Source organism: Clostridium culturomicium, assembly GCF_000821305.1.
GTDB classification, from domain to species: domain Bacteria; phylum Bacillota; class Clostridia; order Clostridiales; family Clostridiaceae; genus Clostridium_J; species Clostridium_J culturomicium.
Genome location: NZ_CCXK01000012.1, coordinates 178,316 through 194,859, shown reverse-complemented (window position 1 = coordinate 194,859; position 16,544 = coordinate 178,316). Strand labels below are relative to the sequence as shown.

Annotated in this window: 19 protein-coding genes and 2 riboswitches; all 19 genes read right to left on the bottom strand. The window is 32.8% G+C overall.

Annotation, left to right across the window (positions count from 1 at the left end; all coding sequences use genetic code 11):
* Positions 1-2: 2 nt before the first annotated feature.
* A complete protein-coding gene (gene fliP / locus BN1075_RS01575) occupies positions 3-671 on the bottom strand; it encodes a flagellar type III secretion system pore protein FliP (RefSeq protein WP_040191266.1) in 669 nt (222 codons plus the stop codon).
* Positions 643-1,044, bottom strand: coding sequence for a flagellar biosynthetic protein FliO (locus tag BN1075_RS01570; RefSeq protein ID WP_040191265.1), 402 nt, complete (start codon positions 1,042-1,044; stop codon positions 643-645). Before BN1075_RS01570 ends, fliP begins: the two co-directional genes overlap by 29 nt.
* A 3-nt stretch (positions 1,045-1,047) precedes the next feature.
* The gene (locus BN1075_RS01565) at positions 1,048-1,752 is read right to left on the bottom strand and encodes an OmpA family protein (RefSeq protein ID WP_040191263.1); all 705 of its coding nucleotides are present in this window, start codon (positions 1,750-1,752) and stop codon (positions 1,048-1,050) included.
* Positions 1,742-2,557: a motility protein A gene (locus BN1075_RS01560; protein ID WP_040191262.1), complete on the bottom strand. Its 816-nt coding sequence runs from the start codon at positions 2,555-2,557 to the stop codon at positions 1,742-1,744. Before BN1075_RS01560 ends, BN1075_RS01565 begins: the two co-directional genes overlap by 11 nt.
* Positions 2,558-2,571: 14 nt before the next feature.
* Positions 2,572-3,381 (bottom strand): flagellar basal-body rod protein FlgF, encoded by an 810-nt coding sequence (flgF, locus tag BN1075_RS01555; RefSeq protein ID WP_040191261.1) that lies wholly within the window; start codon positions 3,379-3,381, stop codon positions 2,572-2,574.
* A gap of 30 nt (positions 3,382-3,411) precedes the next feature.
* Entirely contained in the window at positions 3,412-3,891 is a 480-nt protein-coding gene (locus tag BN1075_RS01550; protein ID WP_081911456.1) for a flagellar hook assembly protein FlgD, read from the bottom strand.
* Positions 3,892-3,934: 43 nt separating this feature from the next.
* On the bottom strand, positions 3,935-5,113 hold the full coding sequence (locus tag BN1075_RS01545) for a flagellar hook-length control protein FliK (protein ID WP_040191260.1): 1,179 nt from the start codon (positions 5,111-5,113) through the stop codon (positions 3,935-3,937).
* Between the two features lie 12 nt (positions 5,114-5,125).
* On the bottom strand, positions 5,126-5,566 hold the full coding sequence (gene fliJ / locus BN1075_RS01540; RefSeq protein ID WP_040191258.1) for a flagellar export protein FliJ: 441 nt from the start codon (positions 5,564-5,566) through the stop codon (positions 5,126-5,128).
* Positions 5,567-5,577: 11 nt separating this feature from the next.
* Positions 5,578-6,885, bottom strand: coding sequence for a flagellar protein export ATPase FliI (gene fliI, locus BN1075_RS01535; protein WP_040191257.1), 1,308 nt, complete (start codon positions 6,883-6,885; stop codon positions 5,578-5,580).
* A gap of 10 nt (positions 6,886-6,895) precedes the next feature.
* Positions 6,896-7,648: a FliH/SctL family protein gene (locus tag BN1075_RS01530; RefSeq protein WP_040191256.1), complete on the bottom strand. Its 753-nt coding sequence runs from the start codon at positions 7,646-7,648 to the stop codon at positions 6,896-6,898.
* The gene (fliG, locus tag BN1075_RS01525; protein WP_042386790.1) at positions 7,641-8,696 is read right to left on the bottom strand and encodes a flagellar motor switch protein FliG; all 1,056 of its coding nucleotides are present in this window, start codon (positions 8,694-8,696) and stop codon (positions 7,641-7,643) included. Before fliG ends, BN1075_RS01530 begins: the two co-directional genes overlap by 8 nt.
* A gap of 15 nt (positions 8,697-8,711) precedes the next feature.
* On the bottom strand, positions 8,712-10,241 hold the full coding sequence (gene fliF, locus BN1075_RS01520; RefSeq protein WP_040191255.1) for a flagellar basal-body MS-ring/collar protein FliF: 1,530 nt from the start codon (positions 10,239-10,241) through the stop codon (positions 8,712-8,714).
* Positions 10,242-10,266: 25 nt separating this feature from the next.
* The gene (fliE, locus tag BN1075_RS01515; protein WP_040191254.1) at positions 10,267-10,566 is read right to left on the bottom strand and encodes a flagellar hook-basal body complex protein FliE; all 300 of its coding nucleotides are present in this window, start codon (positions 10,564-10,566) and stop codon (positions 10,267-10,269) included.
* A gap of 11 nt (positions 10,567-10,577) precedes the next feature.
* Complete coding sequence (gene flgC, locus BN1075_RS01510) at positions 10,578-10,982, bottom strand: flagellar basal body rod protein FlgC (RefSeq protein ID WP_040191253.1); 405 nt, start codon at positions 10,980-10,982, stop codon at positions 10,578-10,580.
* 5 nt (positions 10,983-10,987) lie between these two features.
* A complete protein-coding gene (flgB, locus tag BN1075_RS01505) occupies positions 10,988-11,311 on the bottom strand; it encodes a flagellar basal body rod protein FlgB (protein ID WP_040191252.1) in 324 nt (107 codons plus the stop codon).
* A 310-nt stretch (positions 11,312-11,621) separates the two neighbouring features.
* A riboswitch (cyclic di-GMP riboswitch) is annotated at positions 11,622-11,704 on the bottom strand.
* 198 nt (positions 11,705-11,902) lie between these two features.
* Positions 11,903-11,985: riboswitch (cyclic di-GMP riboswitch) on the bottom strand.
* Positions 11,986-12,147: 162 nt separating this feature from the next.
* Positions 12,148-13,368, bottom strand: coding sequence for a flagellin lysine-N-methylase (gene fliB / locus BN1075_RS01500; RefSeq protein WP_040191251.1), 1,221 nt, complete (start codon positions 13,366-13,368; stop codon positions 12,148-12,150).
* Positions 13,369-13,475: 107 nt separating this feature from the next.
* Positions 13,476-14,666, bottom strand: coding sequence for a flagellin N-terminal helical domain-containing protein (locus BN1075_RS01495; protein WP_040191250.1), 1,191 nt, complete (start codon positions 14,664-14,666; stop codon positions 13,476-13,478).
* Positions 14,667-14,766: 100 nt separating this feature from the next.
* Positions 14,767-15,087, bottom strand: a complete 321-nt coding sequence (locus BN1075_RS01490; protein ID WP_148315433.1) for a hypothetical protein — start codon at positions 15,085-15,087, stop codon at positions 14,767-14,769.
* An 8-nt stretch (positions 15,088-15,095) separates the two neighbouring features.
* Positions 15,096-16,541 (bottom strand): flagellar filament capping protein FliD, encoded by a 1,446-nt coding sequence (fliD, locus tag BN1075_RS01485; RefSeq protein ID WP_040191247.1) that lies wholly within the window; start codon positions 16,539-16,541, stop codon positions 15,096-15,098.
* Positions 16,542-16,544 lie beyond the last annotated feature (3 nt).

The following is a 16,544-nucleotide window of genomic DNA, read 5'->3' as shown; positions in this document are numbered from 1 at the left end:
TCCTATCCCACAAAGCTTTCAATTAAAGATTTTACTAATAGGTTCCATCCATCAACCATCACAAATAGTAATAGTTTAAATGGGAGTGATATCATTGCTGGCGGAAGCATAAACATCCCCATAGACATCAATGTACTGGATACAATTAAATCTATAACTAAGAATGGAACATAAATTATAAAGCCTATCTGAAAAGCAGTTTTCAATTCACTTATAGCAAATGCCGGAACAATTATATTTAATGGTAGCTCTTCCTTAGGAATATTTTCAGCATCTATACTTGAATTAGTTACAAAAAGCTCTAAATCTTCCTGCCTCGTATGCTTTAATAAAAATTCCGCTATAGGCTTTTTCAACTGCACATAAGCTTCTTCATCACTTATTTCTTCATTCATGTATGGCTGAATAGAATTTTTATTAATATCCGAAATAACAGGGCTCATTATGAAGATAGTCATACAAAGAGCTAATCCAACTAAAATTTGATTTGGAATGCTCTGCTGAGCCCCTAAAGCTGATTTAATAAATGAAAATGTAATTATTATCCTTACGAAGCTTGTCATCATCATTACTACTGTTGGCAAGAACATGAGAAATGTCATAAAGAAAACTATCTGCATGCTTGGGGTTAAACTTGTGTTATTAGCTAAAATTTCCTTTAGTATGTCCATCTTCTTTTCCCCTTACAATCCCTTTATTTACTAAACTCTTTACATCAAAACCTGGTAGCTTTGATAGATTTATTACAGTCTGTTTTTCTTTTTTCATCCTGATTACTTCTTCTATTTCATTTTCATCTAACTCTTTTATTATCTGAGTGTTATGAGCTGAAGAAATTAGTACACAGCCAGTAGTCCCTAGCTTAAGTACATATAGAGTTGTATCTTTATTTAAGCTAAACCTTTCTATTACCTGGGCATAACTCTTCATACTGAAGGTATCTACACCCTTTTTACTCAGTTTTAATGAAACCACTATTAAACACAAAACAATTGGTACTAATAAAATAATATTAATTAAATACTCCATAAGTGTTTTATCCATATCCTATTCTTCAGTCTCCTTTTGTTGAACTATTAAAATATCAACTCTTCTATTAATTCCCATGTTCTCAACTGATGTATTTTCTACCAATGGTCTATGTTCACCATATCCTGTCGCTGAAAATCTATCTGCACCAAGATCTTTTTCATTAATAAAATACTTAACAACAGCAAGAGCCCTAGCTGAAGACAGCTCCCAGTTAGAAGGATACTTATCAGAACTTATAGGCCTGTTATCTGTATGGCCCTGCACCATAATTTCATTATCAACCTGTGGTATTATGGTGCTTATTACATTAAGAACCTGATATGATTCTTCCTTCAAAACAGCTTGTCCTGTATCAAATAAGATACTGTCCCCTAACTGAAGAATTACTCCAGCATCTTCTTCTCTTATTTTTACAACATCACTTAATCCATTCTTTTCTAAGACACTTGTAACCTTTTCAACCAACTGGTCGTAAGGATTTTTCACTCCAACTCCCGAAACAAAATCATCAGGTAAAGCTTCTGTCTGTTCATTAGTCATAGGAGTTCCTTCTATCTGACCCTTTAAAGCTTGAGCAATTGTCTGAAGCTTTTCATTATCAACTATTGAGAAGGTGTATAGTAATATAAAAAATGTAAGTAATAAAGTAATTGTATCTGCATAAGTGTCCATCCAAGAACTTGTTAAACCCTCATCGTTGCTTCTTTTCTTACGCGACATCTCTATCTACCTTCTTATCCATTCTTTTACTTCCTAAATATGCACGCTTTTCTTTTTCTGTTAAAAAGCTCATTAGCTTTTCTTCTAAAACCCTTGTGCTTTCTCCATTTTTAATGCTTAAAATTCCAACAAGCATCATATCTCTATTTGCAGCCTCTTTCTCACCTTTATTTTGAAGATTATATCCTAGTGGATTTAGTATTAAATTTGCCATTAGTGCTCCATAGAAGGTTGTTATTAAGGCCTTTGCCATACCAACCGCTATCATATCAGGGTTATCAAGTTCTGCAAGCATTTGTATAAGCCCTATTAAAGTTCCTATCATACCAAAAGCTGGTGCATATGCTGCCCAAGTTTTATAAACCTTAGCACCCTTATTATGTCTATTAACTACTTCATCAATTTTATTATTCATTATCTCAACAATTAAATCTGTCTCTATTCCATCAACAACTAGTTCTAAACCTGTCTTCATAAAATCATCATCAATTTGGTTTATTCTGCCTTCTAATGAAAGAAGGCCATTCTTTCTAGCATCAATAGATAAATCCTTAAAAGTCTCTATCATCTCAACCTTTTTTAATGCAGGCGTTTCAAAAATATTTTTAGTCATTCTTAATACTAACTTTATTTCATCTAATGGATAAGTAATTATTAAAGCTGCAAATGATCCTCCAACAGTTATATATATGGATAAAAGATCATAGAAACCTTTAAGGCCAACAGCTCCATCAGATATACTATAAATAATAAGTCCCGCACCAAGTAGGATTCCTATTGGTGTTAATATATCTTTTCTTTTCATAACTAACCTCTTACTTATCTCTTAAGATTTATAATTTCTTGTAAAAGTTCATCACTTGTAGTGATTACTTTACTTGATGCCTGGAAGGCTCTTGTTGTAACTATCATATCTGTAAACTCTTCTGATAAATCTACATTAGACATTTCTATTGCTCCCTGAATTATTGAACCGTATTCTGCATCATATATTGCATCACCAGAGTTTGCAGACTGACCATACAAGTTTCCTGATAGTGCAGTTAACCCTTCTGGGTTTTGGAATACAGCAATTCTAAGCTTTGCGTGATCCTCTATTTTTGTACCATCTTCAAGACCTAAAGAAATGGTACCATCCTTAGAAACTGTTACAGATATTACACTCTTATCTTCCCCTGCATCGTTAATAGTTGTTGGTATAATTATTGGATCTCCTGCATCATCTACAACTCTGTATCCATCAGCAGTTACCAAGTTCCCATCCTTATCTAAAGAAAATGATCCATCTCTTGTAAATGCCACTTCACCCTTCTTTTCAACTACGAAGAATCCATCTCCATCTATTGCCATGTCTGTTACTCTACCTGTTGGTTGTAAAGAACCTTGCCCCATATATTTGTAAATTCCTGCCACCTTAGTTCCAATTCCAACTTGTCCTGGGTTTGTTCCCCCAATTCCACCTGTTGGTGCACTAGCATGAATCATTGTTTGATTTAAAGCATCTGTAAATCTTGCACTTGATTTTTTAAAGGCTGTAGTTCCAACGTTTGCCACGTTATTACCTACTACGTCCATCTTTGTTTGATTTGCCTTCATTCCACTTATTCCTGAATACATTGATCTTAACATCTTTGTTTTCTCCCCTTTACACTTATTCTTTTACTTTTCAGTATTATCTTTCACCTTAACTAATGAGGAATATGGAAATTCCTTTATCTCTCCTGTATCACTAAGCTCAGCTTCTAAATAAACAGTTCCATCTTTAATGGATACACTCTTAAGTGTTCCCGAGTAACTTTTAGTTTCCCCCTTATTCTCTTCATCTGGAACACAAAGCTCAACTTCTTTACCTATTAAAGCTGATGAGGTTGATAATGCACTATTGATTAAAACACCATTATTTATTCCAACCAGATACTCTATTCCTTCATTCATTTCCATCATCTGCTCCAAGGTCGTAAACTGAGCTAACTGAGTAATGTATTGAGTTGGATCTTGAGGATTAAATGGATCCTGGTTCGTCATCTGTCCAACAAGCATTTGAAGAAATATATCCTTATTAGTTTCCTTCCCTGGCTGCACTATTGGCGTTCCATTTTCCGTTTTATCTGACCAGCTTCTTACGTTACTTATTTCCATGATTACCTCCCCTATGTTCTTATGAATGTAATAAACATTTCTTCTACACTAACAAATTAATATTAGACTCATCCTTTTGATTTTCTTGCTCTTCTTCTAAGTAACTGCCTTCCTTTGGAAGGTTACTCTTTTTCCCTTCTCTTGAACTGTTTTTGCTAAACTGCTCATTGAAGCTTCCTGCCATATCGCTGAATACTTCATTTTTAACTTGAACTACTACCTCTTTTACTTTTATATCTAAACTAGCCAAATGCTTTTCTATATCAGTAACATTTTCCTTTATAAGTTCATAAGCCTTCTTGTTGGTTAAAGTTATAATTAATTCATTATTATCCTCAGCCTTTAAAAGCTTAATATTGACCTCTCCCAGTTCTCTTGGGGTAATTTTCACATTTAGTTCTTCTATCCTGTTATTACTTATATATTTCACAACTTTTAGAACATCAGACCCTAAATATTCATTTCTCACCACTACTGGTGCTACTTCTTTTGTTGTTTCTGTTATATTGTTTGAAGAAAAGGCTATTCTGTTTAATAAACTAAGCTCACCCTGTGGGTTTGATGGTTTTTCTTCAACTATAATATTCCTATGTTTAAAGGAACCAACTCCAAACAAATTATCATTGCCTTGCTGAATTTCATTACTAGTCTTATAATCCTTAAAGATCTCTCCAGTTACATTCTGAAATTTATTAGCGTCCTCTGTTTTAAATTCAACTTCTCCATCTACATTAGCAATTTCTTTACCATCACCTATCTTGTTTAAAAGCTTTAGGAACAACTGATTCCTTTCTTCTTTACTTAAGGCAATGTCATCCAAATTCAAATTTAATCCACTAAAGAATTCCTCAACTTCACTTTCTTTAAAAACTTCCTCAAGGTTCTCTAAATTAAGCCCTTCTGTTTCCTCTGCCTTAAGAGCCATATTCTTAACTAGCTCCAGATTTATGGTCAATTCAGGAATGTCTTCAACTATTGCTGCTTGATTATTTTCAATTGTTCCTAAATTGTTCAATATTGAAGCCATTAATGCTATAAGGTCATACTCTGCATTATTTTCGCCGTCAATATCTTTAGTTTCATCTATATTTGTCATTTCTTCAGAAGCAGAACCTTCTATTTTGTTAGTAAGAACTTTGAAAAAATCACCATTTCCTTTATCTGTTTTTATATCCTCACCACTTGCAAAATTAACTGACATTGCTAACATATCTATCTTCATACTCATTAACCCCTAAATGCTTTGAACTACATTTCTAAAATAAGAATATATTCCAAACTCATCATTAATAGCTTGTTCTTTCTGGTCAACTTCCTTTTTGTGGAGCTTATATTTATTCTCTTTTAGTTTTTCTATAGACTTTCTTTCAATCTGATTATTAAGAAGTTCAAGTCTCGCTTCATTCACTAGAACCTCTTTTTCTTTTAACTCATTATCTGTTTTCTCAATCATATTAGATACAAAGCTCAAGTAATTTGAAACTATACTTCTTCCAACACCATCCTCTATATCAATGGTATCTGAATATTTTTGATAGCTTAACTTTAAATCTTCTAATTCTTTTTCTACAGCTCTTTTTTCACTTTGAGCCTTAGAGTACTTTACCTTACTTTCATCTTCATTTTTAACTCTTATGTCCAACACCTTTTGAAGTCTGAATTTAAAGTTATCCAAGTTTAATCCCCCTATCTAAATATGTTTAACAAACTATTTACGCTTTCCTCAAAGGAACTTTTTTCATCAATTCCCTGTTTCAAAAAGCCATTAATACTATCTATATACTCTATAGCTCTATCAATCTTCGGATTTGATCCATGCTCGTAAGCCCCAATATTAATTAAATCTTCTGCTTCCTTGTAGGTTGCCAATAAATCTCTCGCATATGATGCAGTTTTCTTATGCTCTTCCTCACAAATATCATTCATTAAACGGCTGACACTGTTAGAAACATCAATTGCTGGGTAATGATTTTTATGAGCCAGTTCTCTTGATAAAACAATATGTCCATCAAGTATTCCCCTTACAGCATCAGCTATAGGTTCATTAAAATCATCTCCATCCACTAGCACTGTATAAAAGGCGGTAATTGAGCCAACATCTGAAACTCCTGTTCTTTCCATTAGCTTTGGAAGCTCCGCAAACACTGATGGTGTATACCCCTTTTGTGCTGGTGGTTCTCCTATTGCAAGTCCAACTTCCCTTTGTGCCATTGCAAATCTTGTTACGGAATCCATCATTAATATTACTTTTTTCCCTTGATCTCTAAAGTATTCAGCGATGGAGGTTGCCGTTAAAGCTCCTTTAAGTCTTACTAAAGGCGGCTTATCTGAAGTTGCGCATACAACAACAGATTTCTTCATTCCTTCCGGACCTAAATCCCTTTCTATGAAATCTAAAACCTCTCTGCCCCTTTCCCCTATAAGAGCAATTACGTTAACATCTGCCTCTGCAGATTTTGCTATCATTCCAAGAGTCGTACTTTTTCCAACCCCACTTCCAGCAAATATCCCTATTCTTTGACCTTCTCCGCAAGTTATAAAACCATCTATTGCCTTTATCCCCGTAGGCATTATATTTTTTATTCTCTTTCTTTTCATTGGATCTGGTGGTTTATTAAACAAACTATACCTTTCTCCAGTGACTATCTCCTTGTCATCTATAGGTGACCCCAGCGGATCTATAACCTTTCCTAAAAGTTCATCACTGCATTTAACACTGCATGGATTTCCACTTGCCACAACTCTGCAGCCAGGACCTATTCCCACTAAAGTACCTAGTGGCATGAGAATTATTTCATTTTCTCTAAAGCCAACAACCTCACAGCTTATAGGATGATTGCTTTGATTGTAAATCGTACAAAGCTCTCCTACAGATGTTTTTAAATCCTCAACTTCCACTGTAAGCCCTATTACCTTCTTTACCTTACCTTCTGAAATGTAGGGTGTAATATTTTTTATCTTTTCAAGTGTTTTATTAAAATCTATAGATATCATATTTCCTCCTCTATAGCAGCTCTGCTTTAACCTTTTCTAAAACACTATCTATACCAACAGTTAATTTTCCTCCAGTAGTTTCTATTTCTGCACTTCCCTTTGCTATGACTCCATCCGGAATAACAAAAATCTTTTGTGATAGATCAAATTTATCTATCATCTCCTTCACACTTTTCTGAAGCTCTTCGATATAGATTGGATTTACTTTAATGATTAAATCCTTCTTTTGATTAAATTCCTTTATTACATTTTCAAGAAGGGCATTCATTGCATCTTTTTCCTCAAATTTATCTCTAAGTACTTGTTCTGCAATGGTTATTCCTATTTCAAGGATATTTTTTTTATTTTCTATTATGTAAGCTTCGGCCTGACTTTGAATTTCTAAAAGAGTACTGTAGCATTCTTCTCTAACCTTTTCACTGTCTGCCATAGCTTTATCTACATTTTTCTCATAGGCTTCTTTAAATCCATCCTCATAACCATTTTTTGTACCTTGTTCATAGCCTGTTTCATAAGCTTTCTTCTCTATTACCTTTGCTTGTTCGTTAGCTTCTGATATGATACTTTCCTTTTGCTCCTCAAGCTCTATAAGGATTTTTTCATATTCCTCTTTAGCTTTTTTGATTTTATTCTCTATGTCTTCTCTTTCCTTTATCAGCCTGTCTGGAATACTTAAAATTTCTCCCCCTGAGGAAACCTTCAAGCTTACCTTACCGTCAATGTGTATTTCCTTGTTTCTAAGTACATTATTGCTTCTAGACAACGAACTCATCCTCCGCTCCCTTAGCTATACTTACCAGGCCTTCTCTTTCAAGTCTTCTTATAACTTTAACGATATTACGCTTAGCTTCATCAACTTGTGATACCTTAACAGCTCCAAGTAATTCGATTTCTTCTTTTAATACCTCTGCAGCCCTCATCGATTGATTTTTAAATATAATTTCAGATATTTCTCCATCTCCACCCTTAAGAGCAACCGCCACATCCTTAAGGTTAACTTCTTTAAGAATTCTCTGAATTGATAGGCTATCGAGCCCAACAATATCTTCAAAGGCAAACATACTTGACTTAACTTTTTCTGCTAAATCATTGTTTTCAGTTTCTAAGAAGTTCATAATATTTTTCTCAGTTCTTCCATCCACCTTTGTAAGAATGTCTAAAAGACTATCAAATCCACTTGAAGTTTCTATCTTCTTTTCTCCTAATGCAACTAATTTTTTCTCTAGAATTGTATCAACAGCCTTTATAACTACAGGTGAAACTGTTGATATACTTCCTAACTTTAAAGCAACTTCTCGTTGAAGCTCCTGCTGCAGATTACAAATAACCTGCGCAGATTTTTCCGGTTGTATATGTGCTAAAATAATTGCTATAGTCTGAGCACTTTCACCTTTTATGCAGTTCATTATCTGATTTGCATCTGCTTTTCTTGCTGCTGTGAACACCTTTGTATAAGTCTCATATTTAATTCCTTCCATAAGCTTACTAGCTTTTGAATCATCAAAGGCCCCCTGTAGTAAGCTTTTAGCATAATCAATACCACCCTCAATAGAGAATTCATTACTGTTTCTTACATCTAAAAACTCCTTTAGGATTTTTCTTCTTTCCTTTGCTGTAACCTTATGGAGATTGGCAACTTCAACTCCAATCCTCTGTACTTGTTTATCTGACAACTCCTTTAAAATGTTAGATGATAACTCTGGACCTATAGTCATTAATACCACTGCTGCCTTTTTTGCTCCACTTATATCCTCTTTATTTAAAGTTCCTAAGTCGTAAGCATTTTCCCCTTTTATAATTTCCTTGTACATCCTTATCACCCACCTTTAGTCATTTAACCAAGTCTTAATCAGCTTAGTTACTTCTTCTGGACTTTGAGAAGCAATTATCTTAATTTCATCTTCTAAACTAAACTCTCTTGTTCTTTCAATTTCCTTTTCTCTAGCCATTCTTGCTATTAAGTCAGTTGTATCTTCAACCTCAACCTCATCTTCATCCTCATACTTATTCTTCTTACTCCTGTAAATCAAGTAAGCTATAAGTGCAATTATTAAGATAAGAAGTATGACTCCTGCAATGATTGCTATATTTATCATTCTTTGTTTCATAACCTCTGGTGTAACTTTATTGTCATCAAATATGTTTTCAGACTGTGGATTAAACTCCATAGAAACAACTGACAACTCGTCTCCTCTTTCTGTATTCATTCCTATAGCAGAAGCAACCATCTTTTCCACATTAGCAATTGTTGCTGGTGGTAAATCTCCATCAATAGCAACTGATGCTGTAATTCTCTTTACTTCTCCAGATGTAGTAATAGTTTTTGTTTCTGTTCTACCTACTTCATATTCAATTTGTTCTTCTTTTGAAGCACTACCAGTATTATCACCATCTGCAATATTGTTCATATTGTTATCTACTGGAGAACCTGTTTGTCCACCATCATTTGCTGTATTTTCACTTCTTATTTCAGATTTGATTACCTTATCTGGATCGATCTTAATCTCACTTTTTTCAACTGTATCAAAATTCAAAGTTGTATTTACTGTAGCTTTAACTTTGTTCTTCCCAAAAATAGGTTCCAACATCTCAACTAAAGATTCTCTTAACTCTTCACTAAGTTCTCTTTCGGCATTCCTTGAAGCTGCTAGACCCACACCTTTAACTAGATTTCCATTTTCATCATAAATGCCTTCTGATAAGAGATTCATATTTTGGTCAATTACTTCAATATTTTGCTTTGGAATATTTTTACCACTTGCTGAAACTAAAGAAATTATTGACTTTATTTGAGCATCATCTAAATCCTTTCCAGCCTTAAGGGATACATATACTGCAGCCTTACCAGCCTTGCTATTCTTACTAAAAACAGATTCTTCACCTTGTGTAATATGTACTCTGGCATCGTCGACCTGCGGAAAAGTCTTTATAGTCTTTTCAAGCTCTCCCTGAAGCATTCTAAGTTTTTTTATTTCAAACTCTTCATCAGTCATTGATAAGCTTGTGCCATCATCCATTAATTCAAAGCCCTTTGAACCATTTGTTATTGTTGGTGATAACTCAAGTCTAAGCTTGTCAACCTGTTCCTTAGGGACGTAAATTGTATCTCCCTCAATTTTAGTTTCAACTTTTTTATCCTCAAGAACCTTTGAAATGTTTGCAGCATCATAACTGTCTAACCCCGAAAATAAAATTCCATATTTATTCTTGATGCCATAGCTTATACTAAAAACTGTGGCTAATACAATCGCCACAATTCCAATGATGATGGCATATCTTTTATTTTTATCCAAGGCCTTAAACTTATCCTTGGTATTCTTTATAAAGTTCTTTATACTTTGTACAAAATTCTGCATATTATTTACCTCTTAATTGAGAGAATTAGAGTTGTACTCTATTTATTTCTTGATAAGCTTCTACAACCTTATTTCTTACCTCGATAAGAAGCTGCATAGATAATTGTGATTCCTGCATTGAAAGCATCACATCGTGCATGTTAATATCATCACCCTTTATAAAACCTTCGACCTTTTTGTCTGCAGTTACTTGAGTCTCATTAACCTTGTTAATGGCATCACTTATAAACTTTGAAAAGCTTGTTTCTTTATTATTTTCCTCAACAGACTTTTGTATATTAACATCATTTAATATTGAATTTATTCCAACCGACTGTATATTCATTGTTTCCCCCACTATCTTCCAATTTCTAAAGCTTTTGAAATCATATTTTTCTGTGCATTTAAAGTATCAACATTAGATTCATATGCCCTCTGTGCTGATATTAAATCAGACATTTCCACAAGTAAATCTACATTAGGATATTCAACATATCCCTCCTCATCTGCATCTGGATGATATGGATCATACTCTTTCTTTAAAGGAGCTTTATCCTCCTCAATATTCACAGCCTTCACTCCAAGCATACCCATCGCTTTATCATAATTTTCTGCAAATACTGCAGTTTTTCTAACGTATGCTCCACCTTCTTCAGTCCTTGTGGTTCTCACATTTGCAATGTTAGAAGATATAACATCTAATCTTAATCTCTCTGCTGAAAGTGCACTGGCACTAATTCTAATCCCGCTAAATATACCCATATTAATTACCTTCCTGTTATAACTGTTCTAGCTATTGCTAGCTTCGTATTTGTAACACTTACTAACCCATTGTACATAAGTGAGTTAGCTGCTTGATTAACTTTTTCACTTTCTAAATCCACGTTATTTCCATCATTTCTCATAGAAGTTGCCTTATCCTCTTTCACCTCTATCTGAGGCTGTTTGCTGGCTTTATTTAATGTTTCTTCAAAAGTTACATATTTTCTTTTGTATCCTGGTGTATTGATATTTGCAATATTATTAGCAATTGTTTTTCCCCTTAACTCTGTTACATCTAAACCACTCTTAATAAGTTGATATACCTGCATTTTTCTTCCTCCCAGATTTAATACTTTTTTTAATTTGAATATAAATTTGCAATACTTCCTATTTGTATATATAAAATTAACTTTAAATTTAAAATATTTAGAATGTACTTCAAAAACAAACTAATTCTTGTATATTATCCATTAAATATAAAAAACATACTACTCCAAAGAGAGTAGTATGTTAAAATTTCTGTTTGACAAAGTAATTGAAGAATTCTTGCTAATAAATATTTAATCACGGTTATTATGTGATTTTACAAGTTCAACAATCCTTAAAACATAATCTTATAAACAAAAAGTACACTGACTCTTTGGCAACTGGCTGGCATAACTTTCATCTTAGCCCCTATAGCTTTGCGTCACTAAGTTTCCCTAGTTTTGCCATATAATATCTCTAATATTATATCTTATTAAATTTTATATTTGCATAAATCATAATATTTTGCATAAAAAAATACTACTTTCCGAAGATAGTAGCTTAACTAACATCTCAAAGCATAACAATGATTAAACTCATAACCTTATAATAACTAATAGTTAAGGTTTTATCACTGTCTAATTTGAAATGTAATACAAAAAGTACACTGACTCTCCGGCAGCTGGCTGGCATAATATTCATCTTAGCCCCTATAGCTTTGCGTCACTAGATTTCTCTAGCTTTGCCATATTCAATTCTACACTTAGTCTACATTTCTATTGTATACCAATTTTCTGCTTATTTCCATATGTTTTTACATAATTCAAAAATTATTTTTATTTTTCTGTTTGTTTTTGTTGAAATTTATATTTAAGCTTACTATACACCTACTTTTTTAAAGTAGGTGTATAATTTTTATTTATTTTCCCATTATGGTAAGAGCATGTGCAAGACTATTATATTCCTTATCTTTTAAGAACTGCTGTATCTTTCCTACTAAAAATTCATCATGCTCTGTTATTACACTATAACTTTGTATAAGATTCAACATCTTATCAATATCCATACCTTCTTCGTAATAGCCACATAGACCAATCAAGTTCATTTTCATTATTGAAAACTGTACTATTAAGGATAAATAAGTTTCCATCATTGTTTTTTCGTTCGCAGGAAACATAGTTTTAAACATATAACATACTAAGTAATTTTCATATATATATTCATTTTTACTTATAAATTTTCTGTAGCTATTTCCCAAAGAATTAACAAAAGCCTCCTTTATATGCTCACCTTCTCCACTTTTAAGCCTAAGACCATCACTTATTTTTTCAAAATTTAATAAGAATCTTTGGTTATTTATTTTTTTACTTAAAATAATATTATTTAACTGTGTCAAAAATTCAAGTTGTGCATTAACTATGTTTGTACTTATAACCTCTTCTAATAATCCATCATATTGTCCTAACTTTATAGAGTTATTGAAATTAAAAATAATATCTTCAATCATTATATCTAAATTATCGCTTTCTTCGACTTCTTTAATAAATAATCCCAAGATAGCTAGTCTATTTTCAATAGTAAATTTTCTATTTTGAATTAATCCTATTGAAAATTGTCTAATTTCATTAAAATATCTATGACTAATATTTTTTGAAGTATTAGTTCTAACCTGTCTTATTACATTAACTTCTGGTGCATCTTTTATTTCTAAGTTAAATTCTATAGGATTTTCTCTTAATAATAAATTTCTAGATACCTCTACACATGAAACAGATAAGGACTGCTCTAAAATATCATCTACTTGATTAAATACTCTAGGATATATCCTACATGTATAGCACATATTTTCCGGACCAATCTTTGAATAAATTTCACATAATCTATCTTCTGAAAGCATAGGACACTTCTTTTCAATTAGATTTATTTTGCCATAGTCATAATCATTTACAGCCCTTCTATTTCTATTAATATGACCACTTAGCTTATTTTTAAACTCCGAAGCCGGTAACTTCTGGTACTTAACATAACTCTTCCTATCTACTGTTATTGACCAATCCTTGCAACAATGGTCCTCACATTTATTGCCTATACATTGGAACTCATCATAATAATCAATACTTAAAACTTTATATTTCGCCATCTGTATTACCCCTTTTTATTAATATATATCATAAAACAGCTTTCTATTTAATCATATATATTAATAAAGGACAAAGCTTACGCTTTATCCTTTATATGTGATATTTACTATCTTAATAATTGCATTACGCTCTCTGGTTGAGATTTAGCTTGCATTGTCATCGCTTGAGAAGCTTGAGATAAAAGATTTAACTTAGATAAGTTGATCATTTCCTTAGCAACATCAACATCTCTAATTCTTGATTCAGCAGCTGATAAATTTTCCGTAGAAGTAGTTAAGTTAGAAGATGTAGCTTCTAATCTGTTTTGCATAGCTCCAAGATTAGCTCTTGAAGTATTAACAGTTTCTAAAGCTTTATCTAAGCTATCTATCATAGCTTTAGCAGCTGTTGTTCCAGTAGTTCCCTCTGCTTTCATTGCATCTATTCTAGCTTGAGTTAATCCTAATGACTCAGTATTAACGTTTACTATTTTAACATTAAGCCCTTCTGATGCAGATGTATTAGCTCCTACCTGTAAACTTAATTCACTTCCTATTGTCTCTTTTTTAGCATTAGTACCTATTACTTCTGTTCCAGCAAAAGCAACTGTTTGATTCTTGCCAACTGTTAACGTAATCTCTTGACCATCAGTTGCTTTTAACGTGTATGTTCCAGCACCTAATTTATCTGATTTTGTTCCTACTGATGAATTATCTAATGTAAAAGTTTGTCCTCCAGCATTAACAGTTATCTTAGTTCCAGTAGCAGTTCCCTGTTCTGTTTTTATAGTAATATTACCTTCTGTTAGACCTGTTGCACCATCAGCTTTTGTTAATTGTAATCCCTCAATGTTGAAATCTGAATTTGTCATAGAAGCTGCCATTTTTGTATCTAGTACAGTATCTCCATTTAATACATTCTTACCATTGAATTTTGTAGAATCAGCGATTCTGTTGATTTCATCATTCAGTTGAGTTAACTCTTCTGTTATCTTTGTTCTGTCTGATGCAGTATTAGTTTCGTTTGAAGCTTGTACTGATAATTCTCTCATTCTTTGAACTATGTTTCCAATTTCTTCAGTAGCTCCCTCTGCAGTTTGTACTAAAGATATGCCATCTTGTACGTTTCTGTCAGCTTGCTCCATACCTCTGATTTGGCTTCTCATTTTTTCAGAGATAGCTAGTCCAGCAGCGTCATCTCCAGCTTTGTTTATTCTTAAGCCTGAAGATAATTTGTTCATTGAGTTTCCAGCTAAAGCTGTGTTTCTTGCTGATTGGTTAGTTGCTGTCATAGCATTGATATTTGTGTTAATTCTCATAATTTTACACTCTCCCTAGTTTTTATTATTTGACATCCTTGTCATTTAAAAGGTATTTTCCACCTTATGCTATTATATATCGTACTGCTTATTCAAAACTTTACACCTTTTTTGAAAAAATATTTAAATTATTTTTTCCTGCTTTTACATAAGCTGTACTTACTGTTTGCTTGTTTCTGTGGTCAAACAATTCTTTTTTAGCCTTTATAATTTGCTCTTCTAGTTTACTTTTTATAATCTTATCTATAGGCAGATATTTCTCCCAATATTCTTTTCTAAAAGCATCTAATTCTTCTCTTTTAAATTTCGTTATTAAGTCTTGTCTTTCATCTATCTTATACCCTAACTTTTCATGATCTACAACTTCTTCATTTAATATATCTATTATTTCTTTCGTTATTCTCTTGTATTTTTCAATCATAACTACTATCAATTTTGGCTCATCAGATAATTCATCTGTGCGTTAAGCTTATTCATACTTGATTCTAAATTTGCGAACTTCATATATAGCTGATTTTCCTTCTTTGACATCTTTGAAGTTAAATCCTTAATATACTGTTCTTGCCTTCTTATCTGTTCAGAAAACAAGTTATTTACTGCAGAAGCTGTTTTTTCAATTCCTGCCTTTTTAGCAAAGATACTTGTAGAGCTCCCTGCATAGTTGTAGGTTATATCCTTTATTTTTCCAAAAGAAGTAGTTACTGCCTTATAAACCAACTCACTATCATTCTCTAAAGCCTTTTTAAACTTAGTTGCATCCAATACCAGCTGACCTGGTTTGTTATAATCTGAATTACTAGCGATCCCAATGTCTGAAAGGTAAATTCCAAGGTCTCCAATCTGACCCAAAATAGCTCCCTTTATTCCTTCCATAAAGCTTCTAAAGTCACTGTCATTTCTCAATATGCCAGCCTTAGCCTTTTCTTCCCATCTCTCAATCTCTTTTTCATCCATCTCTTTCTTTTGTGCTTCGGTAAGCGGTGGATAATCTTTATTCTTTTTTTCAGTTGATAGATCATAGATTTTATCCATTATCTTATTATAATCTTCAATAAAAGCCTTCATCTTATCTGTAGTTCCCTGGGTATTAACTGTTGAGGTCATGGAAATCAATTCATCACTAACTCCACTTACGCTGTAAGTCACATTGTCAATTGTAAAGGTATTGCTTTCACTTTGAATTACCTTATCCAGTGGTTTTCCATCTGCTGAAAATACTGTCACCTTATTATTACTGCCCTTTACTAAACCTGTTACTTCAGTCGTCATCCCAATATTATTAAATAAATCCCCATCGAACTTTAACTCAGAAGATTCTCCTGTTTTTTTCCCTTCAATAGTAAGTTTACCTGTCATCTCACTATATGTAGCTTTAACATCTCCTTCTTTAAAGGTATCATTTATGCCTTTTACAACATCACTTACCTTTGAACCTGCTTTTATTTGTATTTCTTTATCATTAATTTTAATAGTAGTATCTGCAGTAACCAATTCTGTATTTTTATCTAACTTATTACTTTCTAATCGCGGTGGATTTGCCATAGCTTCAACCTTAAACTTATAATTAACATTACTAGCTCCAGCTCCTGCTGTAGCACTAATAACACCACTGTTAGAGCTATTTATAACTAAAGTACTGAATACCTTACTGCTTAAAATATAATCTGGTGAGGTTGCACTAAAATATTTATCCTGAAGACCCTTAACATCTTTAATAACATCTCTATAGATTTCCTGTTTCCATTTATTAATCTGCTGGGTTTGCTGCGCCTTATCGATTTTGTTCTGCTCTCCTGTTAGCATATCTTTTATCATTTGGTCCGTATCCATTCCTGTTGCAAGTCCAGGAATCCTTACTGAATTTACTGAAGTCATAAT

Bases quoted from the DNA above. Each gene is read 5' to 3' on its own strand.
- fliP (WP_040191266.1), bottom strand. From the start codon at position 671: ATGGACATACTAAAGGAAATTTTAGCTAATAACACAAGTTTAACCCCA.
- BN1075_RS01570 (WP_040191265.1), bottom strand. From the start codon at position 1,044: ATGGATAAAACACTTATGGAGTATTTAATTAATATTATTTTATTAGTA.
- BN1075_RS01565 (WP_040191263.1), bottom strand. From the start codon at position 1,752: ATGTCGCGTAAGAAAAGAAGCAACGATGAGGGTTTAACAAGTTCTTGG.
- BN1075_RS01560 (WP_040191262.1), bottom strand. From the start codon at position 2,557: ATGAAAAGAAAAGATATATTAACACCAATAGGAATCCTACTTGGTGCG.
- flgF (WP_040191261.1), bottom strand. From the start codon at position 3,381: ATGTTAAGATCAATGTATTCAGGAATAAGTGGAATGAAGGCAAATCAA.
- BN1075_RS01550 (WP_081911456.1), bottom strand. From the start codon at position 3,891: ATGGAAATAAGTAACGTAAGAAGCTGGTCAGATAAAACGGAAAATGGA.
- BN1075_RS01545 (WP_040191260.1), bottom strand. From the start codon at position 5,113: ATGAAGATAGATATGTTAGCAATGTCAGTTAATTTTGCAAGTGGTGAG.
- fliI (WP_040191257.1), bottom strand. From the start codon at position 6,885: ATGATATCTATAGATTTTAATAAAACACTTGAAAAGATAAAAAATATT.
- fliG (WP_042386790.1), bottom strand. From the start codon at position 8,696: ATGTACAAGGAAATTATAAAAGGGGAAAATGCTTACGACTTAGGAACT.
- fliF (WP_040191255.1), bottom strand. From the start codon at position 10,241: ATGCAGAATTTTGTACAAAGTATAAAGAACTTTATAAAGAATACCAAG.
- fliE (WP_040191254.1), bottom strand. From the start codon at position 10,566: ATGAATATACAGTCGGTTGGAATAAATTCAATATTAAATGATGTTAAT.
- flgC (WP_040191253.1), bottom strand. From the start codon at position 10,982: ATGGGTATATTTAGCGGGATTAGAATTAGTGCCAGTGCACTTTCAGCA.
- flgB (WP_040191252.1), bottom strand. From the start codon at position 11,311: ATGCAGGTATATCAACTTATTAAGAGTGGTTTAGATGTAACAGAGTTA.
- fliB (WP_040191251.1), bottom strand. From the start codon at position 13,368: ATGGCGAAATATAAAGTTTTAAGTATTGATTATTATGATGAGTTCCAA.
- BN1075_RS01495 (WP_040191250.1), bottom strand. From the start codon at position 14,666: ATGAGAATTAACACAAATATCAATGCTATGACAGCAACTAACCAATCA.
- BN1075_RS01490 (WP_148315433.1), bottom strand. From the start codon at position 15,087: ATGATTGAAAAATACAAGAGAATAACGAAAGAAATAATAGATATATTA.
- fliD (WP_040191247.1), bottom strand. From the start codon at position 16,541: ATGACTTCAGTAAATTCAGTAAGGATTCCTGGACTTGCAACAGGAATG.